Origin of the sequence: Synechococcus sp. SynAce01, from assembly GCF_001885215.1 — a bacterium.
Lineage (GTDB): Bacteria > Cyanobacteriota > Cyanobacteriia > PCC-6307 > Cyanobiaceae > Regnicoccus > Regnicoccus frigidus.
The window spans coordinates 2,215,280-2,240,389 of record NZ_CP018091.1 but is presented as its reverse complement, the minus strand read 5'-3'; the positions used below and the strand labels follow the sequence as shown (position 1 = coordinate 2,240,389).

The following is a 25,110-nucleotide window of genomic DNA, read 5'->3' as shown; positions in this document are numbered from 1 at the left end:
GCCGATGCGTGTCCTGCACCTGATCCCCTCAATCAGCCCCCGGCGCGGGGGTCCCAGTCAGGCAGTACTGGCGATGACGTCTGCCCTGCGCCACCAAGGCGTCGAGGCTTCGATTCTCACCACCAACGACGACGGCCCTGATCATCTGAGTGGCTTTCCTCTGGGCCGCTGGCACGAGCATGCCGGCGTGCCGGTGCTAGCTTTTGCGCGCTGGAGCCCACCGCTGCGGGTGTTGCGCGAGTTCGCTGTCAGCCCCGCTCTGGTGAGCTGGTTGCGGTCTCACCTGGCCGACTACGACCTTCTGCATGTGCATGCCTTGTTCTCCTTTCCCTCGACGGTGGGCATGGCGCTGGCACGGCGACGGGGGGTGCCCTACATCGTCCGCACCATCGGCCAGTTGCAGCACTGGAGCTTGCGGCAGAGTTCCTGCCGCAAGCGGTTGCTGCTGGGCCTGATCGAACGCCGTAACCTCCAGGGAGCTTCCGCTCTTCATTTCACGAGCGACGCTGAGCGGCGCGAGGCCGCTTCACTGACTCTGTCAACGCCCTCCTTCGTGCTGCCGCTGGGTGTGGAGCTGCCGCAAGTTTTTGGCCAGCTTGTTAGCGAGCGTCTCGACGCGCCGGTCCGCTTTCTGTTTCTCTCGCGTCTTCACCCCAAGAAGCAGTTGCCGCTGTTGCTGCAGGCCCTCGCCCTGATGCGGCGCCGCAGGCCGCACGCCCAATGGCATCTCGACATCGCTGGCGATGGCGAGCCTGCCTATGTGGCTGAACTGCGGCGCCAGGCAGATCAACTTGGCCTGACTGAGCAGCTTCAATGGCATGGCTTCGTGGCGGGTCAGGCCAAGGCCGAGCTCCTGCAAAAGGCCGACTGGTTCGTGCTGCCCTCCGCCGCCGAGAACTTCGGCATCGCTGCGATCGAGGCACTGGCCTCCGGCACACCCGTGATCCTGACGCCTGAGGTGGGCATCGCTAGCCAGATTGGGGCTGCTGGTGCCGGCCGCTTGGTGGAGGGCAACGTTGAGGCGCTGGCTGAGTGTCTAATGAAATCCCTCATGGGCCCTTCCGTAACAATGCGGCAGGCTGCTCGCCGGCTGGCCGAAACGTCTTTTTGTTGGGACGCGATTGCCATCGAACTAAAAACGGCATACGCCAATAGTCTCAATGCGGTTGTGGAGGAGTCCCCGGCATGTCGCTCGTTTTGATCCTGCTGCTGTTCGGCGATCTGGCACTGCTGCTTCTAGGAACCGACTGGAGAACAGCTCTCACGGCCACCATTGCGGTGGGGTTTGTTCAGGATCCCTTGCGCAAGATCACATCCAACCAGCCTGGCCTGATGGTGAGCCTGGTGCTGGTGTTCTTCCTGCTCAGCGCCGCACTCTGCTACCGGAGACGCGGCAGCTTGATGATGCCACAGATCTTCCAGGGACAACGTCAGCTAACCACTCTTGTGCCATTTTTCTTTGTTCTGATTGGATTACAGGCTGTTCAGTCGTTCCTGCGTTTCGGATCTCCTACTCTGACAATGATTGGTATCGGCTTCTATCTGGCCCCCTTTCTTGGCCTGTGGATGGGCTATCAGGTTGGCCTAGAGCCGAAGTCCTTACGCAAACTGTTGGGTGTTTATTTGCTGCTTTCCATTCCTTGGTCCTTCTCAGTCTGGCTCTCTCATCAGGGCATGGATTGGGGGCTGCTGTTGAAAGAAGTTGGGGGGGGGATTCTGATCAACTTCGAAGGCTTCTCAAAGCAGGGCGCATCAGGGTTTTGGCGCACTAGCGAGGTAGCAGCCTGGCATCTTGCCGCAGCGGCATGCCTGCTCCTCGTTTTTGGATGGTCAGGGCCACAGCGATCTACCTTCAACATCTATGGCTTGGGATCGATCGTTTGCAGCTTCCTAACCCTTCTAACAGGCAGACGGAAATCAATTGTTCTAGTCGTGACCTTCGTGCTTGTCATGCTGGTGCTGTTCAGCCTGAGTGGAAACATCCGTCAGCGAGATCGCCTGATAACGGGAATTCTTGGCCCCTTGGGCTTGTCTGTGATCGCAATCATCATTCTTTCTCCTGATTTATTATTAGATATCAACCCGTATTTATGGCGCACTAGTACAGCATGGGGGGAAATTATCCCCAGGTTTCACCTTCTTGGAATAAACACACTTCTTCCGGCACTTTTTCTAACCGGTGGTATCGGTTTCGGCGCAGGTGCTGCGGCGCAGGCCGGAGACATTCAATTTAATCAGGTCGAGGCGTTACAAGGGGTGCGCGCTAGTACGTTTGAATACGTCGCAGAGGGAGGCCTTAGCAAGCTAATCCTAGAACTTGGCCTTCCTGGAATCATCCTGATCGGATTGATTGTTTATCATTTCTTCTTGCTGATTCGCCGAAATCTTAGCCTCCTTACCATGTTCGATTCTGCCACTAGCAATCTCTACTGGGGCCTGTTCGGTTTTGCGATTGCCAACATCCCCTTCTTCATGGGAGCCAGTCAAATCTACGGAGACCCCTTTGTATTGCTATTGTTGGGGATTTGCGCGGGATCCTGTCTGTCGATCCCCTCGATTGTTAAACGGCACTCTAGTCAAGAGTCTTTAATTCTTCCGGTAAATTCACTTGCCTCGGCGGAAGTTTTTACTGAATAGCCCTCCCAGGAAATGCCCTTGATTTACAGCCGCTCTAAATGGCTTCGCTTGACAAAATCACCCTGCTGATCCTCACTTACAACGAGGAAGACAACATCGGCCGGGTGCTGGAGCGGCTCAGTTGGGCCCGGCGGATCGTGGTGATTGACAGCGGCAGCACGGATGGCACGTTGGAGATCCTGAGCCGGCATCCCCAGGTGGAGGTGTTCAGGCGCCGTTTCGATACGCATGCGCGCCAATGGAATTTCGGCTTGGACCAGATCAGCGAGGGCTGGGTGTTCAGTCTGGATGCCGACTATCTGATCACCGACCGGTTGCAGCAGGCCATCGCGCGGGTCATTGATAGCGATTCTCCATTCATGGCTGGCTACCGAATTCCCTTCCGCTACTGCGTGTTTGGGAGGCCCCTCTCTGGCACGGTTCTTCCCCCCCGAATCGCCTTGTTTCGCCACGAAGTAGGCCGGTACGTGGATGATGGCCACACCCAGGATCTGGTGCTATCTGGCCGCTGCGGAGTGCTGAGTGAGCCGATCCTGCACGACGATCGCAAGCCACTGTCCCGCTGGCTCTGGGCCCAGGAGCGTTACCTGCGCTTGGAGGTGGCCAAGCTGAACGCCACCCCCACCGCACAGCTCTCCCGCTCCGACCGCGTCCGCCGCCTCTATGTGATCGCCCCGTTTGCCATTCTGTTGATCTGTCTGATCTGGAAGCGGGGCCTGCTGGATGGCTGGCGCGGCTGGTTCTATGCGTTTCAGCGGATGTATGTGGAGCTTCTGCTGAGTGTGATGTTGATGGAGGAGCGCTTGAAAACAATGAAAATCGCATAGTTACGATGTCAGCAGCATTAAATCAATTCTCCAAAAATGTCTTTATTGTTGCCCACCGAGAAGACGTCTCAGTATTGAGCAAAGTGCTGATCTCCGAAGGTTTTCTAGTGCAGATTGTGCGCGGTCCCTACTCGGAACAAGAGCAATCCTGTTCCGCCATCTATCGATGTCTCGTTAATCATGCCAATGCCTGGCGCATGGTTGCAATGAGTGATGCACCCTCGATTATCGTTGAGGCAGATTTTGTTCCGGTATTGGGCTTTGGAGGGCTGACACTGCCCATTCCTGCAGATCGTATTCATACTAGCTTGGCATATCTTTATGCCTGTGGCCCTCAGTTTTGGGATATGCCGTCGTCTCCAAAATGTGCCCGAGGCCATGCCGGGGGAACGGTGGCGTATGTAATAGCTCCAGCAGTGGCAATGATGATGCTGAAATTTTTTGAAGAACAGTGCATTGTCAATCCCAGCGGTGTCTATGCTCCTTGGGATGCAGGGTTAGGCTATTGGCTTAAGGCACGCGGTGTTGAAAGCTACCTCCCCTATCGGCAGTTTGGGGAACATGGTGGCATTGCTAATCCAGAACATTCGAAATCAGGGTTAGGCCGGTCTCACCAAGCTGATGCGCTAAAAGGTCCTTTGGCCTTCATGCCCTTCTACGCCCGTGGCAGCAAGGCCACATTCTTGCGAGTTCGGTTGCGAGCTAGGATTTGGGGGTGGGCTCGATTGCTGGCTGGCCGTTCGCTTTCTTGGCATGATTTAGTGCGTACTAAACCGTTAAGGATGTTCGGTTTCGCTGTTGGCCGGTTGTTGATAGCGCCACATATCCATCGAATGCGATGACACCCTCTCGCAATGAAGATTAATTTAATAGGCTGCGAGCAAAATTCATGGCCTTGTAAAATCGCTTATCTTGGCCACTTACAGCGCCTCATTGTTTTGGTGGACTTGTGAGCTACACAAAATTGATTTGCTTCAAAGGATGCGAGGTGGAGGAGATCAACACCGTCATGAATGACTGAATTTTGTGGCCAGGCGCACTGATGCCTCGCTACGCCGTTCTCCAACCCGGCGCCCGCCACCACTACGCCGTACCGGCCGTGCTGGCCGATGCCGCCTGCCTGGCTGCCTTCTACACCGACATCCACGCCGAGCACCGCCCGCTGCAGGCGCTGGCGCGATGGCTGCCCAGCCGTCTACGGCCTCGACCCCTTGAGCGCCTCCTGAGCCGGCGTCTACCCCAGGAGTTGCCCCGAAATCTGGTGCACGACCAGCCGCTCGCCATGCTCTGCCGCCGCGACAGCGCCGCTCCCTTGCTGCAGCGCGCTCTGCGCGAGCGCTTCGCGGGGGCAGAAGCCGTTTACACCAACTTCGTTCACAACGACCTTGACGCCCTCCGCCAAGCCAAGGCGTGGGGCCTGAAGGTGGTGCATGAGCAGTTCCTGGATCCAGCCGCCGGCCTGCTGCTGCTCGATGAGCAACGCCGCTATCCCGGCATCGAACGCCGCGGTCCCGGCAAAGATTCCGTGGCGAGGGATCTGAGCCGCACCCTTGAGAAATGGAGCTTGTGTGATCGGGTGCTGGTGCCGTCAGCCGCTTGCTTGGAGAGCGCCGTGGCGCTGGGCTGTGATCGGGCCCGGCTGCGGATCGTGCCCTATGGCGTGCCGGAGCAGTGGTTGGCGCTGGAGCCTGATCCCCAACCTGGCCGGCTGCTGATGGTGGGGCAGGTGGGCCTGCGCAAGGGCAGCCACGTGCTGGCGGCGGCCTGCCGCCTGTTGCAGGCGAAGGGCCTGCGCTTCGAGTGCCGGGTGGTGGGTCCGCAGCTGGTGAACGTGAGCGATCCCCTTTTCTTGGGCCCCACCTATCTCGGAGCGGTGCCCCGCAACCAGGTGCAGCAGGAGTTTCGCCGAGCTGATCTGTTCGTGCTGCCCACCCTCGCCGAAGGCATGGCGCTCTCGGCCCTCGAAGCCATGGCCTCTGGCCTGCCGGTGATCACCACGCCCCAGTGCGGCTCCGTGATCCGCGACGGCATCGAGGGCTTTCTCGTGCCCATCCGCGACGCCGAAGCCCTGGCCGATCGTATCGAGCAGCTTTTGGCGGACAGGGCCTTACGCCATTCCATGGCGGCGGCGGCTCGCCAGCGGGCCCAGGAGTACAGCTGGGCCCGCTATGGCGAGCGGCTGCTGGCGGTGCTGGGGGCGATCGGCGCATGAGGGCCCTTCTGGCTTTGCACCGCATCGGCCCGTATCACAATGCCCGCTTCCAGGCCGCGCTCGCGCATCTCGATCTGGAGGTGCTCGAAACCCGGCCCCACTCGCAGGAATATCCCTGGAGCTTCGAGCCTGCCGGCACCTATCGCCGCCATGCGCTTCAGGGTGCCGACGGCCCAGAGCAGGATCCAGCTGCACGTTTGCTTGAGCGGCAACTCACCGCCCTGCTCGATGGCGTGCGCCCCGATGTGGTGCTCACCGTGGGCTGGGCCGATCGGGCCTACCGACAGCTGCTCTGGCAGGCGCGGCGCCGCCACATTCCTGCGGTTTTGATTGCCGACAGCCGCTGGCGAGATGCGCCGCGGCAGCATCTCAGGGAGTGGAGCAAGCGCCTGCTGCTGCGCCATTACAGCGCCGCGCTCGTGGCCGGCCAGGAAAGTCGCGCCTATCTCATAGAGCTCGGATTCCCCGCAGCAGCCATTGTTCAGCCGTGGGATGTGGTGGATAACGCCTTCTTCTCGGCTGCTGCAACCTGCGCCCGCAGCGAGGCGTCAGCGCTGAACAAGCTGCCCCACTTTCTCTGGGTAGGGCGCACCATCCCCGAGAAGAATCTTGATGGGTTCTTGGCCGGCTATGCCACCTATCAGCGCCAGGGCGGCGGCTGGGGCCTGCGCCTGATCGGCGGCGGTGGAGAGGGCCCGCAGGCCATAGCCCTGGGCGAGGCGATCGCTCGGCTGCCCCAGCCGGAGCACGTTGGCGTGGAGCCCTTCCTCAACCAGGATGCGATCGCCCGCGCCTACGGCCAGGCCTCAGCCCTGGTTCTGGCCAGCCGCAAGGACACCTGGGGTCTGGTGGTGAATGAAGCGATGGCGGCAGGGCTGCCCGTGATCGTCAGCACGGCCTGCGGCTGCGCGGCTGATCTGATCACCCCCAGCGAAACAGGCTGGCTGTTTGATCCAGCCGATCCCGACCAGCTCACCGCCGCCCTGCACCGCGCCGAAGCCCAGCAGCCCGCTCAACGCCTAGCGATGTTGGCTGCCGCGCAACGGCGCTTGGAGGCGTTCAGCCTGGATTCTTTTGCTGGTGGGCTGGAACAAGCCGTTGTCCAGGCCCATGGCTATCCCAGGTTTCCGCGCGGGGCTGCCTTTCTGGCGCTGGCGCTTGCCTGCCAATCTGAATCGATGGTCTGGAATGGGGCAACGGCGGCTTCAAATTCTGCCGCTTCCTCCTGACTCCAGACGCCGATCAGGGCATCGAGATCGTGGTGAGAGGCGGAATGGGGCAAGTCGCTCGACTCGTGCCTTGTGTTGTCACTGATGGTCGCCATCACTTCATCTCCGTGATGATGACTTGAAGCTAGCAGTGGTCACCCTTTTGCCCCGGCCCGTGCAAGACCTCGGCCACTACCGCCTCCCCAGCTGGTGGACTCCTGGAGCCCCGCGCTGGCGCCAGGCCCTCTGGCTCCTGGTCGGGCAACCGCTGCTGGCCTCCGATCTGCCGGGCACGCCCTGGCGCCAATGGCTGCTGCGGCTGTTCGGGGCGCAGATCGGCGTTGGTGGCCGGATCAAACCCAGGCTGCGGGTGAAATGTCCCTGGCGCCTGGTGGTGGGCGACCACTGCTGGCTGGGGGAGGCGGTGTGGATCGACAACCTGGCGCTGGTAACCCTCGGCGATCGGGTCTGCGTTTCCCAGGGTGCCTATCTCTGCACCGGCAACCACGATGTTCGTTCGCCCGGTTTCGATCTGAAGGTGGCGTCGATCCAGATCGACAGCGACGCCTGGATCGCAGCCCAGGCCGTGCTGGCACCTGGCACCCAGGTGGGGGCTGCAGCGGTGGTGGCGTTGGCTGCGGTGGCCTCCGGGCTGATCGAGCCGGGCGTGATCGTGGCAGGGCACCCGGCGCTGGTGGTGGGACGTCGCTGAGGAGCTTGCTTATGCTCCGGCAGCGAATGGATTCCTTGCACCTGCCTTCCGAGCCGGTTTCGATCCTGCATCTCTCCCGCACCGACGGGATTGCTCCAGGGGGTGTCGATAGCTCCGTTGGCCAGCTGGTGGAGGCTCTGCAGCAGCGAAAGGTCGCCGCGGAGTGGTATTCCAGTTGCGGCCAATTGCCCGTACTGGGCGATCGTCGCCTGGCCGCTCAGTTGCGCAGCCTGCGGCCGGATCTGCTGCATGTTCATGGGCTCTGGCAATTCCCCACCCGCGTAGCGCGGCTGCTGGAGCAGGAGCTGCCCGTGCTGATCGCTCCCCACGGCATGCTCGATGCCTGGGCCTTGGCCCGGCATCGCTGGAAGAAATCGCCGGTTTGGCATCTCTGGGAACAGCAGACCCTGGAGCAGGCCCGTTGCCTGCATGCGCTCAGCCACTCGGAGGCCCGCTCGATCCGGGCCCTCGGCTTTCGCGGGCCGATCGCCATCCTTCCCAATGGCACCCCAAGCATTGATCGCTCCCAGCCGCGTCCACCGCCGCCCTGGAGCGAGCGCGTGCCTGTCGGTGAGCGGGTGCTGCTGTTTCTGGGCCGCCTGCACGCGAAGAAAGGTGTGGCCCCGTTGCTGGAAGCCTGGAGCCGTCTTGGGCCGGAAGCGCGCCGGAAAGGTTGGTGGCTGGCGGTGGTAGGACCGGAAGAGCCGCTGCATCGCCTCAGCCGGTATGGATCGGCGGATCTCGATCGCTGCCTCACCTTAGGGGCCCGTTTTGCTGCCGAGAAGGAGGGTTGTCTGGCGGCAGCTTCAGCCTTCGTGCTGCCGTCGCTGAGCGAGGGACTGCAGTTAGCGGCGCTTGAGGCGATGAGCTGGCAGTTGCCTGCTCTGCTCAGCCCGGCCTGCAATCTGACTGAGGCCTACGCCGCCGGAGCGGCGCTGAAGGTGGAGCCCACAGCCGACGATCTCGAGCGGGGTCTGCGCGAACTGCTGAATCTTCCCGACGCGGAGCTCGCGGCGATGGGGGCACGCGGCCAGGCGTTGGTGGCAGCGCAGTTCAGCTGGCCTCGGGTCGCGGCCATGGCTGCCCAGCTGTATGGCTGGTTGCTCGGAGAGGCGCCATGCCCTGGGTTCGTGGAGCGCCAAGTTGACCCCTGAAGCACTAGCGGAGGGGCTGCTGGATCGATCGTTGGTAGAGCGTGTGCCAGGGAGTGCCGGCATAACGGTCGTGCAGGGCATTGCGCAGCACCCGCGGCAGGGTTCCGTCGCTGGCATGGGCCAGCAACCGCTGGGCCAGTCTTGGCTGTTCTATTGCCACCGATGGCCGGATCCGGGCAATTTCCTCGCGCATCAGCTGCGGGAATCGCTCACTCAAGCTGCCGGGATGACAACGCAGACCCGCCAGCAGTTGATCAACAAGCTGCGGGTTTGTGGTACTGAACAGAAAATCGCTCAGTTCATATTCGAAAGCCACCTTCAGATTCACGTTGAAGCCACCAAAACGCTGCCAGATCGCCTTGGAGAACAACAGGCTGCCGGTGAAGATGTTGGCGCCGCGCTGAGAATGATCCAGATCGGTCGTCCAGGTGTAGGTGGTGCGGCTGACCCGGCCATGACGATCGAGCAGGGCGCTGTGCCCGATCACGGCGTCGGCCTGATGCTGAGCCATAGCGCGCGCTGCGAGGTTGATGGCCCTGGCGTTGACATAAACATCGTCGGCATTGAGCCAGCCAAGGATGGTTCCCCTCGCCATCGCAAAGCCTTTGTTCAAGGCGTCGGCGACCCCTTGATCGCTCTGGCTGCTGATCCGCAGGCGCGCATCCTCAAAGCGGCGACAGAGCTGCAGGGTGTTGTCGGACGAACCGCCATCGATCACGATCAGTTCGAGTGGCGCGTCCTGCTGGCCGAGCACCGAGGTGATCGCCTCCTCAATCGTGGCCTCCGCATTCAGGCAGGGCATCACGATCGAGCTGAACGCTTGGTTGCTCATGCGTGGAGCCGGTCTGCGCGCAAGCCAGCATGCTGAACGAACAGAGCAGGCTGAAAGCAGATGGGTTGGAGCCCACCCTGCTGATAATTGTTCCCACGCTGGATTCCTACCGGTTGTTGCCGCGGCTGCTCGACTCGCTGCGCCGCCAGACGTTCACGGGCTGGAGCGTGCTGTTCATCGACGGGCCGAGCGGGCCAGAGCATCGCGCTGTTCTCGATCAGCTTTGCCATCAGGATGCCCGCTTCCGCTGGCAGCCGCAGGATCCAGCCGAGCCTGGGATCTTCGCGGCCATGAACCAGGGCTTCGCCGCCGCCGCCCCGCATGACTGGCTGCTGTTCTGGGGCTCCGATGACTGGGCACCAGCACTGGATGTGTTGGAGCGAGCCATGGCAGCAATAGAAGATCTGACTGCACAGGCTGCACCGCCTGATCTGCTCGTTTGCAGGGGCCGCTATGTGAAGGGCTCTCGCCCAGGCCGTGCCACCGCTTTTCGCTGGCGCGGAACCTACCGGCGTTCCCTGTTTCTGGGGTCGACGCCCCCCCACCAGGCCACCCTGATCGGGCCAGGCGCCCGTTCCCGCCTGTCCCGTTACGCCCCAGGCTTTCGCCTCTCCGCAGACCTCGACTACTTCTTGCAGCTCTGCCGCGATCCGCAACTGCGGGTGCAGACGCTTGATCTTGAACTCGTCCACATGGCGCTGGGAGGCGTCAGCGGCGTCCAGCACCGCAGGCGCCTCCAAGAGGTGCGTCGCGCCTACCAGCGCGCCTTTGGTTGCTGCTGGCCCTTCCCCTATCTGTTGCGTTACGCCCAGAGGTTTCTCAGTGCGCTGGCGTAAACCACCTGCCCTGGTGGCGCTGGCTGCAGTGGCGGCCAGCGGCTGGCTGGCCTGGCCCTGGCTGGCGCCAACGCTCTGGCCCGCGGCCGGCGGCGCAGCGATCGTGGTGCTCTCCGAGGATCCGCGCCGCACCACAGCAGCCCTTGATCTCTGGCAGCAGGATCCCACGCGGCAGCTGGTGATCCAGGGCTTTCCCTACCTGCAGGGAATCGCCCGCAGGCAGATTGCCGCTCGCCAACCGGGACCGGCGGCGCTGGCACGGGTCACCACGCTCACCTGCGGCGTCGACACGGTGGGGCAGCTCACCTGCCTGGCCGACTGGATCCGCAGCCAAAGCGGCAGCCTGCCGCTGGGCCAGGTCACCCTGGTGACCGATCAGCCCCATCTCCCCAGGGCCCAGACCATCGCTGAAATCGTGCTCGGCGCCAAAGGAATCCGCGTGGAGGGTCTGGGGGTGCCCATCGACGAACCGGCCGAAAACCCGCTGCGGCGCCTGCGCGACCAACTCCGCTCGCAGTTCTGGCGCGCCACCGGCTGGGATGGCAGGCTTCGGCCATGACCTCATGGCGTGGAGCCGATCGCCTGGCCTTTGGAGTGAACGATCTGGTCCAGGGGTGGACTAACCTGATTTCAGAGGTCTCTTCGAATCCATGCAACTTGAAGAGTCACCGGCTGAAGCGAGGCGCATGGTGAACGTGCATGAAGCGAAGACCCACTTCTCGCGTCTGATCGATGCGGCCCATGCCGGCGAGACGATTGTGATCGCCAAGGGTGGGCGTCCCTGGGCCAGGCTTGTTCCCCTGGAGGAGTCCCAGCCCAGGCGGCAGCCCGGTGTGTTGAAGGGCCGCCTACACCTACCCGGGCTGGAGGTGTTGCTGGCTCCGCTCCCTGAGGAAGAGCTGCACACCTTCGAGAGCTCCTTGCTTCCCTGATGCAGCTATTGCTCGATACGCACGCCCTTCTCTGGTGGTTGGCCGAGCCGGAACGACTTTCCGCACAGGTGCTTGCTGCTCTCGTCGATCCATCTCAGCAGGTCTTCGTCAGTGCGGCATCGGCCTGGGAGATCGCCACCAAGCACCGTCTGGGCCGGTTGCCCTCCGCCGACATCCTGCTGCAGGAGGGATGGACGCTGCTGGAAGCTCAGGGCTTCGTGGCTCTGCCGGTGACCTGGCGCCATGGCCTGCGGGCCGGCAGCTACGCCCTGGCTCACCGTGATCCCTTCGATCGCCTGCTTGCCGCTCAGGCGGAACTCGATGGTCTCACCCTGGTCACGGTCGATCCTGCCCTGGCCAGCTTCCCCTGCCGCAGGTTGTGGTGAGCGGTGCGCCAACCCTGGTGATCTTCGGTGCCAACAGCCTCTGCGCTGAGGCATTGATCAAGCTGCTGCAGGCGGGCACCTCCTGGGTTGGGCTTGGGCGACACCGCCCACCAGGTGTGGCCGGGCTGTGCTGGCACCACTGCGATCTCAGCGATCTCTCGGGGCAAGGGCTTGAGGCCGCCGCCGCTGCCCTGCCCCCGGGGCCCCAGATCTGGATCGGCTTCGCCCCCATCTGGCTGCTGGCGCCCTTCCTGGCTGCGATGGCCCGCCACAAGCCTGAAGCACTCGCAGAGCTGAGGGGAGTGGTGGCTTGCTCGTCGTCGAGCGTGATCACCAAGCGCTTCGCCGCCAACCGCTTCGATCGAGAGCTGGCGGCGCGTCTGGCTCACTCCCAGACCCTGCTTCTGGAGACCTGCGAGCAGCTGGGCGTTCCCGCCCGGATCCTGGCGCCCACCCTGATTCACGGCCGCAGCGCCCATCACGCCGACCGCAATGTGGAAGCGCTGCGAAGCTTGTTGCGCCGGCTGCCGCTGCTTCCCCTTCCAGCCCAGACGGGCCTGCGCCAGCCGATTGCCGCCGCCGATCTGGCTGCGGTGGCTCTTCAACAGGGGCGTGAGATGGCCAGCACCGCGAAGGAATCGCCCCTGAGTGAATCAGCCGTGCTGCCGCTGGGTGGAGACGAAACCCTCAGCTATCACGCCCTGCTGGCGCGGATCCAGGCGGGCGATCCGCGCGCGGCCCGCTGCCGGCTGCTCACCCTGCCCACCTCTTTTTTTCAGTGGCTGGCGTCACCGCTGCTGCTGGTGTCGCCGAAAACTTTCGAGGCGGTGTTGCGCTTGAGCGCGGATCTGGCCGGGTTTACTTGTGTTGCTGATCTGCTCGGGCGTTCGCCCCAGCCGTTCCAGGTGCAGCCGCCGCCATGAGCACTCCCCTCGCCTCGGCCTGGATCAGCGTGCCGCTGGCGGCACTGAGCTGCTGGCTGCTGCTGCTGGTGCTGCTGCCCCTGCTGCGCCGGGGCCTGCTCGATCAGCCCAATGCCCGCAGCGCCCACCGCCTGCCCACGCCGCGTGGCGGTGGGGTGGGCTTCGTGTTGGTGAGCTGCCTCTGGGGCTTTCCGTTGGTTCCGCTGCTCTGCGCGCCCCTGGCGCTGGTGGGGCTCCTTGATGATCGGCTGAATCTGCCGGCGGCCCTGCGCTACGGAGCTCAGCTGGCCACCGCCATCGCCTTAGTGTTGGCCGTCGGGCCGTCACCGATTGCGCCACTGCTGCTGGCCGTTGCCTTAGTGGCGATCACGGCAGTGATCAACTTCTTCAATTTCATGGATGGCCTCGATGGCCTTGTGGCCGGTTGCTCGGCCGTGGTGTTCGCCGTAGCCGCGATCAGCTCCGGAGCGTCCTGGCTCTGGCCCCTGGTGGGGGCCCTGCTGGGCTTCCTGATCTGGAACTGGAGCCCGGCGCGGCTGTTCATGGGCGATGTGGGCAGCACCTTCCTTGGTGCGGTGTTCGCCGGGGTGGTGCTGCAGGCTCCCGGCGTTGCCGATGGCCTGGCGTTGCTGCTGGTGGCCGTGCCGTTGCTGGCCGATGCCCTGATCTGCGTACTGCGGCGGCTGATGGCCGGCCAGCCGGTGTTCCAGGCCCATCGGCTGCACCTCTACCAGCGCCTGCAGCAGGCCGGCTGGTCGCACCGTCGGGTGTGCCTGGTCTACCTGGTGGCAACCGCGCTGATCGGTGCGGCGCTGCTGGCGGGTGGCGGGGTGGCTGGGTCGGCTGCGGCGGCCGTGGTGCTGGCCTGGGGTGTGGCGCTCGATCGCACGCTGGCGGTGCCGTTTTCCACGGCGGTTCAGCAGGCGGATCGGTGATGGAGATGGCCGCTGAGGCTGGCTTCCTGGCTGAGCTTTTGCTCCAAGTCCTCAGGCAGTCTCAGGATGCGCCTGATGCCCTAGGACATCGACCTGGTCCGGAGAGAGGCCCTTGCACAGCAGGGCCATGCGTTCACCTGGGCGGCAGCGGTGGAACGGTTGGCGGGGATTCTGGGCTGAAGGGATTCAGCACCTGCACCCCTGTGGGGATGAAATGGCGAACGTTGCGTGTCACCACCTGCAATCCGTGCTCCAGTGCCGTGGCTGCGATCATCAGGTCAGCGCCGTCATGGCCGATCTCCGCTGAAAGCTGGCCCCAGCGTCTGGCGATGGCACCATCGACAGGAAGGATTCGCTGGCCATACAACAACAGCAATCCCTCCAGCCAGCCCTGCAGACGCCTGGCGAATACGGCATCAACCTTCTGCTTAATCACGATGCCCCGCTCGATCTCTCCAAGACTGATCACACTTAGATAGAGATCATCGGAATTCTGCTCACTGAGCCAGGCCACCACGCCTGGATCCCGCCCACGCCTGCGCAGTTCTGAGATGACAACCGTATCCAGTAGAAACACTTACTCCTCCCAGTGCCGGGGCTCCAGTTCAGCGCGCTCGATGCTGCCGTCGTCCTGAGGCAGCTCCAGGAGCAGCTCCACCATGCTGGGCTGGTTTGAGCGCTCCAGCCGTCGCAGGCGTTCGTACTCCTCAACTCCTAACACCACCGTGGCGGGTTTGCCACGCCGTGTGACCAGTTGGGGGCGACCGGCCATGGCGGCGTTCACCACTGCACTGAAGCAGTTCTTGGCGTCCTGCAGGGTCCAGACTTCCGATGCCATGGCCTTTTCCTGGCTAGATGATCAAGCTAGCTGTTTAAGAGCCGAAAAGGCCTGTCCTTGATGAGGTGAAGGTTATGTCCGGCTGGAATCCTTTTCTGCGCCCTACTGGAGCCCGGCGCGGCTGTTCATGGGGGCAGTGTTCGCCGGGGTGGTGCCGTTTTCCACGGCAGTTCAGCAGGCCGAGGAGCGGGGAGGCTGAATCGATTCAGACCATCCCCATCACGCTCCTAAGTGCCTGCTCGAGGGTGGCCATCTCCGCTCTGGTGAGGATGGTGAGGGGGCCTTCACCGATTCGTGTGCGATCGAGGGCGCGGGGCTGTTCGGCCATGGCATAACTGTTGCGCAGGAGCCGATCACGGGCGGGCACGCTCACCCGCAGGGCTTCGGCACCGCGGCGCTGCTGGGTTGTGAGGGGCACAACAAGCACTGTGGCGAGCCCCGCCTCCGAAAGCGGATCCGCCTGGATCACCACCACCGGACGGACTTTCCCTACTTCTGCGCCCTGATTCGGGTGGAGGCGCGCCACCCAGATCTCGCCGCGGCGAATCATCGCCACCAGAGATCGTTCTGTGTATCGGCATCGCCACTTACGGGATCTGTCTCCGCCCGCTCCAGGGCTTCGTTCTCGGCCGGCAGGAAGTCGGCTGCGGCGGCGAGGGCTTCGGCGCAGGCCGCTGGGTCGGAGGCCAGCACCCTGGCGGCGGCCTCCATGGCCGCTTCCAGGCGCTCTCGCTCCCTACGGGAGAGGAGAGCTTCCAGGGCCTCTCGGATCAGCTGGGAGCGGGGCTGGCCGCTGAGGCTGGCTTCCTGGCTGAGCTTTTGCACCAAGTCCTCTGGCAGTCTTAGGCTGACGGCACCCATGAAGCACATTCTGCAAGTTTTTCTGTATCACAAATTGTAGGACGTCTCGTAGGGCTTCACGGCATGTCAGGGATAGATCAAGCCAGTCGACCGGGCGATGCAGCAGGTGGCGATCATGTCTTCGAATTGGCATCCGCTTAGAAGGTGTGACGCACTTCGTGATTGCCCTGTGCTGGCTGGATGATCAGACTTGGATGAGCTGCAGCACAGGAAAGACCTGCCGATAGCCCTGGGCATCACGCGTCAGCAGCTCGCAGCGCTCGATCACCGCATGGGCACCGATCAGGACATCCGACAGGATCATTTGGCGTGTGCCACCTCTGGAGCGGTAAGCGGCATGGGCGCGGGCCGCCAGAAAGGCAGCTTCTCGGGGAATCGGCCGATAGTTGTAAAGATGAAGCGGCAGCGCCTCATCCACCACCTCGATCCTTTCATAGGCAAAAGCCACATCGCCATCGATCAGCGCATTGATCGCTACGGGTCCAGCGGTTAGGCAGCGGGCCCGGTGATCACATCCAGCAGCACATAGGAATCCACCATCGCCTCCTGGGCGCGCTGAGGCCCCTCGTCTTCCACCTTCTCGAGCACCACCCGATCGCCAACCAGCCGAAACTGCACCCCACAGCTGGGATGCAAGCCCGCCTGCTCACGAATGGCCTGGGGGATCGTGACCTGGCCCTTGCTGGTGATGCGCATGCGAATTCTCCCATGGCTCAGTAAGACACTTCCTTGAGCTGTGGGGGCTTCGCTATCGACTAGAGACACTTGCCTGCCCAGGATCAGCCTGAAGGATGGGCGCTTGATGGGCGCACGCACTTGTCTGTTCCAGGATGAGGTGCAGGTGTTTCCCTTGGAGCGGATCCAGGCGGGTAATCCGCGCGCGGCCCGTTGCCGGCTGCACCGCTGCTGCTGGCACCGAAAGCCTTTGAAGCGGTGTTGCGGTTGAGCGCTGATCTGCCCTGGCGTCCGCCCCAGCCCTTCAACGTGCAGCCGCCTCGATCACGGCGGTGTTCGTCGGCGCCTGGTTCAGCCGGCTGCTGCTGGCCGTTGCCCTGGTCACGTGTGTTCCCTGCTGATCTTTGCCCCAGCCGCGATCAACTCCGGACAGGCGTGGCTCGAGCCCCTCGTGGGAGCCCTGCTGGGTTTCCTGTGATGGTCTTGGATTACTCCTGGTGGCTGGGGTCGATGGCTGGAGCGCACGACTGCAGTGCCTTTTGAAAATGCTGCCAACACCTAGGGACAGAAGGCAGAAACGAACCGTCAGAGCCAAGGATCAGAGCAGGTACTGTTGTTTTTTTCCATCAATTCACCTGATCAAGACTCTGGTACTTTTCGATTTTTGATCACACTGAAATTGTCATTCCTATCAAGCTTCTCCGTGGCGCCACATTTCTGCTTGTGACTTTCGCGTCTATAAGCTCACAACAACCAGCTTACTTAAAACAGAACGCCTGATCAGCAGCTTTCACTTCTTTAGCTCTTAACTCAATACCACTAGAAGCTGTCATCTGTCCACAAAAAAGGAATCCAAATCTGTCGAAACCATTAATAATCAACCCAATTGGAACAGGAAAAATTATCGCCAGCCCGTTGCATTAAAGGGTAAATGACTTTAACCATTCCGGAAAAGTCTACCAACGGAAGATAGAGAAATTTAAAACTATATCCGGCTTTAAACGGTCAGGACATTTTGTAAGAGCTTTTGCTGCTAGTTGAAGTGTATCGTCTTCTGAGCTTAGCAAGACATGCTAAAAATGGTGCAACTGCAACAGCAGAGAATGGAGAGGGAACAACTTCTGTCACGATCTTGTCGCGAACAGCATCATCGAAATCAGCAAAAGAGTTTGCCTGAACTGCAAACCCATCTGCTGTAATGACATTATCTTGAAAATATGTAAGAAGAGCATTACCTCCTCCAATCGGCAAGCCATTGACCCGAATGCCAGCAGCTTCAGCAGCATTCCTAGCAGCTACAGTTTCCAGTCTTGCATTTTCGTCATTGCCAGGACTATTGGCTACTCCATCACCTGAAACATCAATAACAAGATTAGAAGAGTGGTACTCATTACTTGTAATCTGAGCAACCCCTGCGTTGATGCCACAACTGATGCAGGTGAAATCGTCACCTTCCCTTGCAAGGCCGGGAAATAGATTAGCGAAAGCTGTGATTTCAGCATTAGTCTGGAGCAAAGTCCAGCCAATGGAGGGAGCAAAAGCAGTTGTACTCCACTGACCTACAGCAACAGCAATACCTCCTGAGTTGACTATATTTGCCTGGACAACGGGGTCAAGAAAAGCGAGTTGATATCCACCAAGTTGTAAGTTATATTCGGATGTATCGATGCTGCCAGACACATCGATTGAAATGAACAACTCTTGAGCAACAGGCGTAAGCGCATTAGCCGATTATGGCGCCACAAGCCCGAAGCCAACCACAGCTGCCCCAAGAGTAAGGGCAGAGAAGAAGCGTGGCGAATGACTGATCATGAAATTGATTATTACAAGACTTGAGCGTTTGACTTCATCAGCTGGACAGTCGCGGAAGTGGCACGGTGCAGAATTGGCTTATTTGAGCCAGGTGTCAAGCCCCTTTTTCCAGCGCTTGAGATTTTGGCGATTGGGAGCCAAGGAAGCCAGCCCCCTGGGTGAGGGGCTTGGCTCAGAATGGATATCGGAATAGTAATTGTAAGCGGTGCTTGGATCAAGTCCTTGAGCTCCCTCACTGTAACTCCCATAGCCATAGCCTGAGTAGCCGTAAATGTTGGTGCGATCTCCCGTGGCGATCCGCGAATTGGTCACCACGCCCAGAAGCGGGGCACCGGCGGACTTGATGCGCTCCACCGCCTGAGCCGGGAGCTGGCGGTCCACCTTGTTCAGGCCCACCACCAAGAGGATGCCGTCGAGGTTTTCGGCCAGCAGGGAGGCATCGGCCAATCCCAGGGCTGGTGGGGTGTCGTACAGAATCAGGTCGAAAGCGTCGGTGTCGGCAATCTCCTTGACCAGATGGCCCATTCGCTCAGAGCTCAACAGCCGCGGTGGATCCGGCACGCGCCGGCCGGCAGTGATCACCTGCAAACTGGGATGTTCTGGCACGGTCTGCAGCATGGAGCGCCAGTCAGTGCCCTGGTCCGTGAGCAGGTTGGAAAGGCCGCTCAAGTTGTTCAGTCCGAGCCTGTGATGCACCTGGGGTTGGCGTAGGTCGGCATCAATCAGCAGCACCCGCTTGCCCAGTTCACTCAGGGTTTTGGCCAGCAGCACAATCAGCAAACTATTGCCCTCCGAGGGCACCGAACTGCTCACGGCCACCGATTTCACTGTTCGGTCGCTGTTCAAGAAGCGCAGGCTTGTGTAGAGGTTACGGAAGGCTTCTTGATAGGTGAAACGCTGGTAGCCGGCCATGCCGGTCTGCTGGGCGTCAAGGTCTTTGAACAGGAAGCGCTTGTCGCGCCGCACCCCTTCGAAAAACGAAATGTAGGGAATGTGACCCAGTAGCGGCACCTTGAGTTCGTCACGCACTTCACCGGCCGAGTGGAACACATGATCGAGGCGATCACGAATCAGGGCCGCACCAGCTCCGGCGGCCACGCCGAATAGCAAGCCTTGCAGCAGCCCTTGGCCCAGCAGCGGTGCCACGGGGTTTGGATTCACCGCCGTGGGGCCGATCACCTTCCAGGGCACGTTGCTCTGGGCGATCTCCAACTGGAATTGATCGCGGGTGCTTTGGTAACTCGCCAGGTTTCCCTGGGCGATGGCCAATTTGGACTGGAGGGCTTCGTATTCGCGCAGCAGCGCTGGTTGGCTGCGGAAACGGGCGTCGGTGCCGCCAATCTGGGAGCGCAGTGCCGCGATCGACCCGTCCAGCTGCTGCAGGGTGGCATCCACCGCTTCAAGTTCCTTGCGCTGCAGCGCTGGCTGCAGCTTCTCGCGAGCGCTGATCAAGTTGACCAGGAAAGGCGAATTGGCGGTGTAGATCGAGCGGGCCGTGGCGATCTCGGCGTCTAAGCGGTTGAGTTCGCTGAGCAGAGGTTGGTTGGGCACATCAAGGGTCACGCTCGTGCCCGATCGGGCTGATTCGCTGCCACCTCCATCTCCAGCGGTGCTTGTGAAGGTGCGGGCTGTCAGCCGCCCGGCGGCCACATCGGCGCGCACCTGCTGCAGACGGCGACGCTCAGCCAGCTGGTTCTCCAACGACTGGCGCAGCGTTTCGGCCTGGCCGCGTACCGAGGCCGCTTCCGCCTCAGGCGCCAACACGTTGTTGCTGGTTCGGAAGCGCTCGAGTTCGCCCTGGAGCTCAGTGCTGCGCGCCTGCAGATCAGGAGCCTGTTTATCAAGGAATTTGACCCCTTCGTTGAGCTTCTCCCGGCGCTGCTGCAGGGCCCAGTTCAGGTAGGCCTGCTCTGTGAGCAGCAGGGTCTCCTTCACTATCTCAGGGCTGCCACCTCTGGCTTGCACGGAGAGCACACCCGCCGCCAGGATTGGATTGGCCTGGTTGGGATCGGCGGCCACCAGGCTCACGTCCACCTGGGGAATCGCCTGATCGGGATAACGGCTCTGCAGTTCGCTGACCACTGGCTCCAGCACCGCTGGGCTCTCCAGCACCCGGATCAAGGTGGGCACGTCGTTGCGGCTGACGTTGCGGGCCACCGAAGCGATGGCGCCGGTACCGGCACCGGCTTCCCCGCCGGCCCCGCCGCTCTCATTGATCGGATCGGAGATCAGCAGGCTGAAGCCGCCCAGAAACACCGGATTGTTGATGCGCAAATAGACCGCGCGCAGACCCGCGACCAGCGTGACGGCCACCGCGGTGATCAGAAAAATGCGGCGGCGACGCCGCAGCATCCGAACAATCCCATTAAGGCCAATGCCGCCACTTTCTTCTCGGGGCGTGGCCGCCGGCAGCAGCGCATAGGCGGTTGGCGCTGGGGTGTCCGGTGTGCTGGAAGCCATTTCTGGAGCCCTTTGAGCTGAGTGTATGGGAAATCAAGTCAGGGGACAGGCCATGGCCGCTGAAGTCTTTCCACGCACGCACGCACGCGCTTCATTCGCAGGCATGCGTCGTAACGTCGCGGCAGGTTGAGGTCGTCCACCCTCCATGACAATTGAGTTGCAGGACGACTTCAGCCGTCGCAAAGCTCGCAGCCTCGGACGCCTCTGCTCCTACACCTTGTTGTTGGTGTTCCTGGCCAGTGTGCTGACAACGCTGCTGCCGCCCCCGTTCGGTGATTCCCAGCGACTGTTGGCGGTGATGGCTGAGGTGCTGGAGCGCTCCACCCTGCCAGCGGTGGCGCTGTTGTTTCTGTTCTTTGGTTTCAGCGGCGACGCCCTGCCGGCCCTCTGGGAATGCTGGCTGGCGCGTTGGCTGCGGCCTCTGCTGCGCCTGGCAGCCCTGCTTTACTTGCTCACGGCCGTGGCGGTGGTCGGGGTGGGGCAACAGATCTCCACTAACGCGTCGGCTTCATTTGAGGGTCAGGTGCGCACCTCCCAGGAGAGCCTGAGCGAGTTCCGCAGGCAGCTGGATGGGGAAACCAGCGTGGAGCGGCTGCGGCGGGTGGTGGCCGGCCAGCCCCAGATCCTGCAGGCCCTGCAACAGGAGGGAACCCCCCTGGATCAGAACAGCACGCTGCCGGAGCTGCGACAGCAAGTGGAACGGCTGCTCACCAGGGCCGAGGCCAACCTGCGCCGCCAGAGCCAGGTGGCGCGCGCCAATGCCTCCGGTCAGCTGGCCCGCCAGATGGTGAGGCTTGGCCTCACAGCACTGTTCTATTCCTTGTATTACCTCGCTGCGGCGTTCATCTGGCCGCGGTCGTTGCAGACCACCGTGGAGCGGGTGCTTGAGGCCCGCCGGCTCAGGCAGGCTTTGGAAGACGACGAGCTGGAGCCCGAATCAGATTCGGGCGAGACTGCCGCATGATCCGGGCCTCGGCGGAAGGCTGGGCTCGGCTCACCCTGCTCTGCTCCCTTGCGGCAGCCCAGCTCACCTTGCTGGTCCGCTCGGGCTTGGCTGATTTCGCCATCATGGCCAGCCTCTCCTGGCTGGCGGGGGGCTTGCTGCTGTTGGAGCGCGAAGAGCAGGGTTCCAACCCTCCCCTGCAGCAGTTGTCGGGCTACAGGGTGGTGCCTGCCCTGCTGTTGCTGCTCTGGAGCCTGCTGGTGCTCAGCCGCGTGGCTCGCCTCTACGACCCCTTGCTGCATCTGCTGCCCCTGGCTTCCCTGCTGGGGCTGGGCCTGCTCAGCGGCCTGGCCTGGCGCTCCACTGATCTGGCCAGCCTGGGCCTGATTGGCGCTTTGCTGCCGGGCCAGGTGTTGATCAATCGCTTCCTGCCCACCGATGCTCTGGCCTCGCTCACCGCCTGGATCTCCTCGCTGCTGCTCTGGGTGCTGGGTCGTCCTGCCTTCTCCGAGGGCAGAAACATCCTCTTGAATGACAAAGTTCTGGTGGTGGATGCCAGCTGCACGGGCGTGAACACCATGGCGCTCTGCCTGGCGGCGGCATTGGTCTTGGTGATTCTGCTGCCACCTCCTGCCCGTCCGCCCTTCCCCTCGCGATGGCGTTCTCTGGCAGCCGGAATCGTTCTGGGCCTGCTCGCTGTTGTGATGGCGTTCGTTGTCAATACGCTGCGTATCGTCTTGCTGGCCTACACCGATTTCAGCCCCGGCCTCGAAGGCCTGGACCAGTGGCGCAGCTTCAGCTTCTGGCATGAGGGGCTGGGCGCGAATCTCTTCTCGCTGGCGGCCATGGCCCTGACCTGCCTGCTGTGGGTGCTGGTGCTGGAGCTGAATCTGCGCCACACCCGCCTGATGCAGGGCACAAAGCCATGACTGGGGCACCGTGGGCTCTCTTCGCCCTGGCCGGTTGGGCCACGCTGCTCTCACTGGAAACCTGGTTCCGCTCGCCCGGGGCCGGGCCGTGGCCAGCCTTGCCGGATCAACTCGAGCGTCAGGGCCGTCTCTACCAGCGGGGGCCGGCGGCTGACGATCCTGGCGATCCCCCGCCAGCACTCACCCTGGTGGCAGCAGCCAACTACCAGCCCGCCGGCGCTGGCGGGGGGGCACCGATTCGGCTGCGTCTGCTCACCTTGGCCAGCAGCGGCACCGGCGTCGAAATGCCTGTCGAGGCGATCGGCCCGGCCCTGATCGGACCGGGCAGCAAAGGGCGCTGCGTCGTGCTGGATAGGAATGGAACGATCCTGAGCGAGCAGCCCACCGACGCGGCCTGGCAGGCCTGGAAGGCCCCCCAACGGCCCAGCCCACAGGAGATTGGGACCTGGCTGGCCGGCCTGCGGCCTTACCGCGCCAACACTTGCCTGTGGGAAAGCCTGCCCCGATGATCCGGCCTGATCGGCTTGTTCTGCGCCTGCTGGAGGCGCTGCCCTTCCCCGAGGTGCTGAGCCGGCGCCTGATGCTGATCGCCCTTGATTCGGCCCTGTTCGTGTTCAGCTTCTGGCTGCCCTTCGCCCTGCGGCTGAATCAACCGTTCTCGCCGATGTTGCGCAGCAATCTGTTCCTGTTGCCCTTGGCGGTGGCCATCGGCATCGCCGTGCTGGGGATCAGTGGCTGGTATCGGGGTCTGACGCGTTACACGGGTAGTCATGCGCTCTATGCCCTGCTGCCTCGCACGGCCTTGATCGTCTTGCTGGTGCTGCTGGTGAGCACCCTGGTTGGCCATGACGATCCGCCCTTCCGTGCCTTCTGGCCGCTGGTCTGGCTGTTCTGTTCAGGTGCCCTGATCGCCAGCCGGATTGTGTTGCGTGATCTGTTGCGTTACTGGCTGCGCGTCCGCGGCGACGGCCCAGCGGCTGTGGCGTTGGCCTCTCGTCCAGCGAGCCCCAAAATTCCCACCCTGGTGTTCGGCGCTGGCCAGGCCGCCTCATTGCTGCTCTCTGAGTTGCGCCACCACCCGCGCTTCGAGCTCGTGGCGGCGGTGGATGATGACCCCACGCTCAGCGGGCGGCAGCTGCAGCAGCTGCCGGTCCATTCCAGCCGTGATCTGGCGGCGCTGATTGATCGCTACGGCATCCGCCAGGTACTGCTGGCCATCCCCTCAGCTCCATTGGTCAGGCGACGCGAATTGGCGCTGCAGCTCCGTGGGATGGGCTTGACCGTGCTCTTGATGCCCTCCCTGTCCCGGATCGCCACGGGCGAACAGGCCGTGACCGATCTCCGCCCCGTGGCGATCGAGGAGCTGCTCGGCCGCGACCCCAGCCCGCCTGACCCTGATCTGCTGCGGCTTCCGGTCTGCGGGCGCTCGGTTTTGGTCACCGGTGCCGGCGGCTCGATCGGTTCGGAACTCTGCCGCCAGATCCTGCGCCAGCAGCCCGCCCGGCTGGTGTTGCTGGAACAGAGCGAAGCCGGCCTCTACGCCATCGAGCAGGAGTTACTCGGATCGCTGGCGACGGAACCGGGCCTGCACAGCCATCCGTTGCTGATTCCTCTGCTGGGCGATGTGCGGGATCAATCGCGCCTCCAACAACTCCTGCTGGAGCACAACGTTGATGCGCTGTTCCACGCAGCGGCCTACAAACACGTGCCTCTGGTGGAGGGCAACATCTGTGCGGGGCTGTGCAACAACCTCCTGGGCACCCGCTCGGTCCTGGAGGCCGCCATGGCCTGCGATCTCGAACGCTTCATCCTGATTTCCACCGACAAAGCCGTGCGCCCCACCAATGTGATGGGGGCCAGCAAGCGCGCCTGTGAACTGCTGGTTCAGGCTGCCGCGGCCAGGATCACCGCCACCGGAGCGGGTCCGGTCTGCTCGATGGTTCGCTTCGGCAACGTGCTCGGGTCTTCCGGTTCGGTGGTGCCCTTGTTTCGTGAGCAGATCGCCAGCGGCGGGCCGCTCACCGTGACCCACCCCGAGATCACCCGCTACTTCATGACCATTCCGGAGGCGGCCCAGCTGGTGCTGCAGGCCGCGGGCCTCGCCCAGGGCGGTGAGGTCTTCCTGCTCGACATGGGCGAACCGTTGCGCATCGTTGACCTCGCGCGCCAGATGGTTCGGCTCTCCGGTTGCCGACTCCGCGACGCCAACCATCCCGACGGCGACATCTCGATCCAGTTCACGGGCCTACGACCCGGCGAGAAGCTCTATGAGGAGCTGCTGATCGGGGACTCAGATTGTCCCACCGCCCATCCGCTGATTCATCTGGCCCACGAGAGCGCTCTAGCCGCCGATCGCCTCTCCGAGCTGATGGACCAGATGGAACAGGCTCTGGCGGTCTGGGATGAGCAAGCTGCTGTGGCTGTTCTGCAGCAACTGGTGCCCGAGTACGGGCCGAATACTGCGAATAATGAGCCCGCAATCACCCCCTAGCCAGGATCGAAGTACCGGCTGTTGTCGGCACGCTTCTGACGCTGGCGCCCTGCTTCCCGGCGGCTGAACTCGCTCACGCTCGGGTTGGCCACCACCGGATCCACATGGGCCACCTGCTCCCAGAGTTCGCGCGGTGCCCAGCGCACCGTGTGCTCCACCCGATCCAGCCGTGCCACATGGCACCAGCGGCTGCAGCCGCACTCAGGACAGAACAGTTGCTCCAGCCATTCGTTGCTGAGCACCAGCACCGGGTAGGCCTGGATCAGCAGGCGGGCCTTCTTGTCGCTCATGCCCCGTTGCTTGAGCTCTTCGGGGGTGAGCAGATGCAAAAAATACTTGCGGCCGTTGCCCAGCAACTGCTGCTCAGGGTGGGCTGGGCAGAACAACTCCCGCTTGCGTGGTCGGCGGTTGCGACGCGGCGTTTCAGCTGGTGGCAGGAAGGAGGGCGTCAAGACCAGGTGTGCTCAGCGGCACGAATAGGGATCAAATTCTGACTTGGCAGGGTCG

General features: G+C 62.5%; 28 protein-coding genes. 18 read left to right on the top strand and 10 right to left on the bottom strand.

All coding sequences use genetic code 11. The annotated features are described in order from the left end of the window. The first annotated feature begins 4 nt into the window (after nt 1-4). The 8 genes from BM449_RS11660 to BM449_RS11625 all read left to right on the top strand — a co-directional run bounded on the left by BM449_RS11660 (nt 5) and on the right by BM449_RS11625 (nt 8,750). Complete coding sequence (locus tag BM449_RS11660; RefSeq protein WP_071801361.1) at nt 5-1,201, top strand: glycosyltransferase; 1,197 nt, start codon at nt 5-7, stop codon at nt 1,199-1,201. Beyond that, entirely contained in the window at nt 1,186-2,637 is a 1,452-nt protein-coding gene (locus BM449_RS11655) for a hypothetical protein (RefSeq protein ID WP_071801360.1), read from the top strand. Before BM449_RS11660 ends, BM449_RS11655 begins: the two co-directional genes overlap by 16 nt. Before the next feature lie 38 nt (nt 2,638-2,675). Then, nucleotides 2,676-3,464 carry a glycosyltransferase family 2 protein gene (locus BM449_RS11650; protein ID WP_071801359.1) on the top strand — a complete coding sequence of 263 codons (789 nt, stop codon included), beginning with the start codon at nt 2,676-2,678 and terminating at the stop codon, nt 3,462-3,464. Nucleotides 3,465-3,469: 5 nt separating this feature from the next. Then, on the top strand, nt 3,470-4,306 hold the full coding sequence (locus tag BM449_RS15065; RefSeq protein WP_071801358.1) for a hypothetical protein: 837 nt from the start codon (nt 3,470-3,472) through the stop codon (nt 4,304-4,306). A 200-nt stretch (nt 4,307-4,506) separates the two neighbouring features. Beyond that, on the top strand, nt 4,507-5,676 hold the full coding sequence (locus BM449_RS11640; RefSeq protein ID WP_071801357.1) for a glycosyltransferase family 4 protein: 1,170 nt from the start codon (nt 4,507-4,509) through the stop codon (nt 5,674-5,676). Then, complete coding sequence (locus BM449_RS11635; protein ID WP_071801356.1) at nt 5,673-6,905, top strand: glycosyltransferase family 4 protein; 1,233 nt, start codon at nt 5,673-5,675, stop codon at nt 6,903-6,905. Before BM449_RS11640 ends, BM449_RS11635 begins: the two co-directional genes overlap by 4 nt. A gap of 154 nt (nt 6,906-7,059) precedes the next feature. After that, nucleotides 7,060-7,596, top strand: coding sequence for a WcaF family extracellular polysaccharide biosynthesis acetyltransferase (locus BM449_RS11630; RefSeq protein WP_071802246.1), 537 nt, complete (start codon nt 7,060-7,062; stop codon nt 7,594-7,596). Between the two features lie 35 nt (nt 7,597-7,631). Next, entirely contained in the window at nt 7,632-8,750 is a 1,119-nt protein-coding gene (locus tag BM449_RS11625; RefSeq protein ID WP_162922873.1) for a glycosyltransferase, read from the top strand. Between the two features lie 4 nt (nt 8,751-8,754). Here BM449_RS11625 and BM449_RS11620 read toward each other — a convergent pair whose 3' ends face one another. Beyond that, nucleotides 8,755-9,582 carry a glycosyltransferase family 2 protein gene (locus tag BM449_RS11620; RefSeq protein WP_071801354.1) on the bottom strand — a complete coding sequence of 276 codons (828 nt, stop codon included), beginning with the start codon at nt 9,580-9,582 and terminating at the stop codon, nt 8,755-8,757. A gap of 29 nt (nt 9,583-9,611) precedes the next feature. Between BM449_RS11620 and BM449_RS11615 the strand changes: the two genes are divergently transcribed. The 6 genes from BM449_RS11615 to BM449_RS11590 all read left to right on the top strand — a co-directional run bounded on the left by BM449_RS11615 (nt 9,612) and on the right by BM449_RS11590 (nt 13,594). Then, a complete protein-coding gene (locus BM449_RS11615) occupies nt 9,612-10,418 on the top strand; it encodes a glycosyltransferase (protein ID WP_083544671.1) in 807 nt (268 codons plus the stop codon). A gap of 13 nt (nt 10,419-10,431) precedes the next feature. Next, nucleotides 10,432-10,977 (top strand): ElyC/SanA/YdcF family protein, encoded by a 546-nt coding sequence (locus tag BM449_RS11610; protein ID WP_162922872.1) that lies wholly within the window; start codon nt 10,432-10,434, stop codon nt 10,975-10,977. Nucleotides 10,978-11,068: 91 nt separating this feature from the next. Further along, a complete protein-coding gene (locus BM449_RS11605) occupies nt 11,069-11,350 on the top strand; it encodes a type II toxin-antitoxin system prevent-host-death family antitoxin (protein ID WP_233830704.1) in 282 nt (93 codons plus the stop codon). Further along, nucleotides 11,350-11,736 carry a type II toxin-antitoxin system VapC family toxin gene (locus tag BM449_RS11600; protein WP_071801351.1) on the top strand — a complete coding sequence of 129 codons (387 nt, stop codon included), beginning with the start codon at nt 11,350-11,352 and terminating at the stop codon, nt 11,734-11,736. Before BM449_RS11605 ends, BM449_RS11600 begins: the two co-directional genes overlap by 1 nt. Beyond that, nucleotides 11,733-12,659: a hypothetical protein gene (locus BM449_RS11595; RefSeq protein ID WP_145536701.1), complete on the top strand. Its 927-nt coding sequence runs from the start codon at nt 11,733-11,735 to the stop codon at nt 12,657-12,659. The genes BM449_RS11600 and BM449_RS11595 overlap by 4 nt, the downstream gene beginning before the upstream one ends. Then, nucleotides 12,656-13,594 (top strand): glycosyltransferase family 4 protein, encoded by a 939-nt coding sequence (locus BM449_RS11590; protein WP_071801349.1) that lies wholly within the window; start codon nt 12,656-12,658, stop codon nt 13,592-13,594. Before BM449_RS11595 ends, BM449_RS11590 begins: the two co-directional genes overlap by 4 nt. Nucleotides 13,595-13,727: 133 nt before the next feature. On the opposite strand, the gene BM449_RS11585 is transcribed toward BM449_RS11590, so the two are convergent. From BM449_RS11585 to BM449_RS11555, 8 genes are all read right to left on the bottom strand, one after another. Further along, on the bottom strand, nt 13,728-14,171 hold the full coding sequence (locus tag BM449_RS11585; RefSeq protein WP_071801348.1) for a type II toxin-antitoxin system VapC family toxin: 444 nt from the start codon (nt 14,169-14,171) through the stop codon (nt 13,728-13,730). Beyond that, a complete protein-coding gene (locus tag BM449_RS11580; protein ID WP_071801347.1) occupies nt 14,172-14,432 on the bottom strand; it encodes a type II toxin-antitoxin system Phd/YefM family antitoxin in 261 nt (86 codons plus the stop codon). It lies immediately after the preceding gene. Nucleotides 14,433-14,637: 205 nt separating this feature from the next. Next, nucleotides 14,638-14,982 (bottom strand): type II toxin-antitoxin system PemK/MazF family toxin, encoded by a 345-nt coding sequence (locus BM449_RS11575; RefSeq protein WP_186437608.1) that lies wholly within the window; start codon nt 14,980-14,982, stop codon nt 14,638-14,640. Then, on the bottom strand, nt 14,979-15,293 hold the full coding sequence (locus BM449_RS11570; protein WP_071801345.1) for a ribbon-helix-helix protein, CopG family: 315 nt from the start codon (nt 15,291-15,293) through the stop codon (nt 14,979-14,981). The genes BM449_RS11575 and BM449_RS11570 overlap by 4 nt, the downstream gene beginning before the upstream one ends. Nucleotides 15,294-15,477: 184 nt before the next feature. Beyond that, on the bottom strand, nt 15,478-15,741 hold the full coding sequence (locus BM449_RS11565; protein ID WP_083544527.1) for a hypothetical protein: 264 nt from the start codon (nt 15,739-15,741) through the stop codon (nt 15,478-15,480). A gap of 41 nt (nt 15,742-15,782) precedes the next feature. Further along, nucleotides 15,783-15,989, bottom strand: coding sequence for an AbrB/MazE/SpoVT family DNA-binding domain-containing protein (locus BM449_RS14525; RefSeq protein WP_083544526.1), 207 nt, complete (start codon nt 15,987-15,989; stop codon nt 15,783-15,785). Between the two features lie 984 nt (nt 15,990-16,973). Next, the gene (locus BM449_RS11560; protein WP_071801344.1) at nt 16,974-17,666 is read right to left on the bottom strand and encodes a DUF1194 domain-containing protein; all 693 of its coding nucleotides are present in this window, start codon (nt 17,664-17,666) and stop codon (nt 16,974-16,976) included. 192 nt (nt 17,667-17,858) lie between these two features. Next, nucleotides 17,859-20,240 (bottom strand): polysaccharide biosynthesis tyrosine autokinase, encoded by a 2,382-nt coding sequence (locus BM449_RS11555; protein WP_071801343.1) that lies wholly within the window; start codon nt 20,238-20,240, stop codon nt 17,859-17,861. Nucleotides 20,241-20,385: 145 nt separating this feature from the next. Here BM449_RS11555 and BM449_RS11550 point away from each other — a divergent pair, with 145 nt between their 5' ends. From BM449_RS11550 to BM449_RS11535, 4 genes are read left to right on the top strand one after another with little or no spacing between them, the layout of a single operon-like run. Continuing rightward, the gene (locus BM449_RS11550; protein WP_145536695.1) at nt 20,386-21,204 is read left to right on the top strand and encodes an HpsJ family protein; all 819 of its coding nucleotides are present in this window, start codon (nt 20,386-20,388) and stop codon (nt 21,202-21,204) included. Beyond that, entirely contained in the window at nt 21,201-22,112 is a 912-nt protein-coding gene (locus tag BM449_RS11545; protein ID WP_071801341.1) for an archaeosortase/exosortase family protein, read from the top strand. The genes BM449_RS11550 and BM449_RS11545 overlap by 4 nt, the downstream gene beginning before the upstream one ends. Next, nucleotides 22,109-22,621, top strand: coding sequence for a hypothetical protein (locus tag BM449_RS11540; protein WP_071801340.1), 513 nt, complete (start codon nt 22,109-22,111; stop codon nt 22,619-22,621). Before BM449_RS11545 ends, BM449_RS11540 begins: the two co-directional genes overlap by 4 nt. After that, nucleotides 22,618-24,603: a nucleoside-diphosphate sugar epimerase/dehydratase gene (locus BM449_RS11535; protein ID WP_071801339.1), complete on the top strand. Its 1,986-nt coding sequence runs from the start codon at nt 22,618-22,620 to the stop codon at nt 24,601-24,603. The genes BM449_RS11540 and BM449_RS11535 overlap by 4 nt, the downstream gene beginning before the upstream one ends. Here the strand turns inward: BM449_RS11535 and BM449_RS11530 are convergent. Further along, nucleotides 24,600-25,055 (bottom strand): hypothetical protein, encoded by a 456-nt coding sequence (locus BM449_RS11530; protein ID WP_071801338.1) that lies wholly within the window; start codon nt 25,053-25,055, stop codon nt 24,600-24,602. The genes BM449_RS11535 and BM449_RS11530 overlap by 4 nt on opposite strands. Nucleotides 25,056-25,110 lie beyond the last annotated feature (55 nt).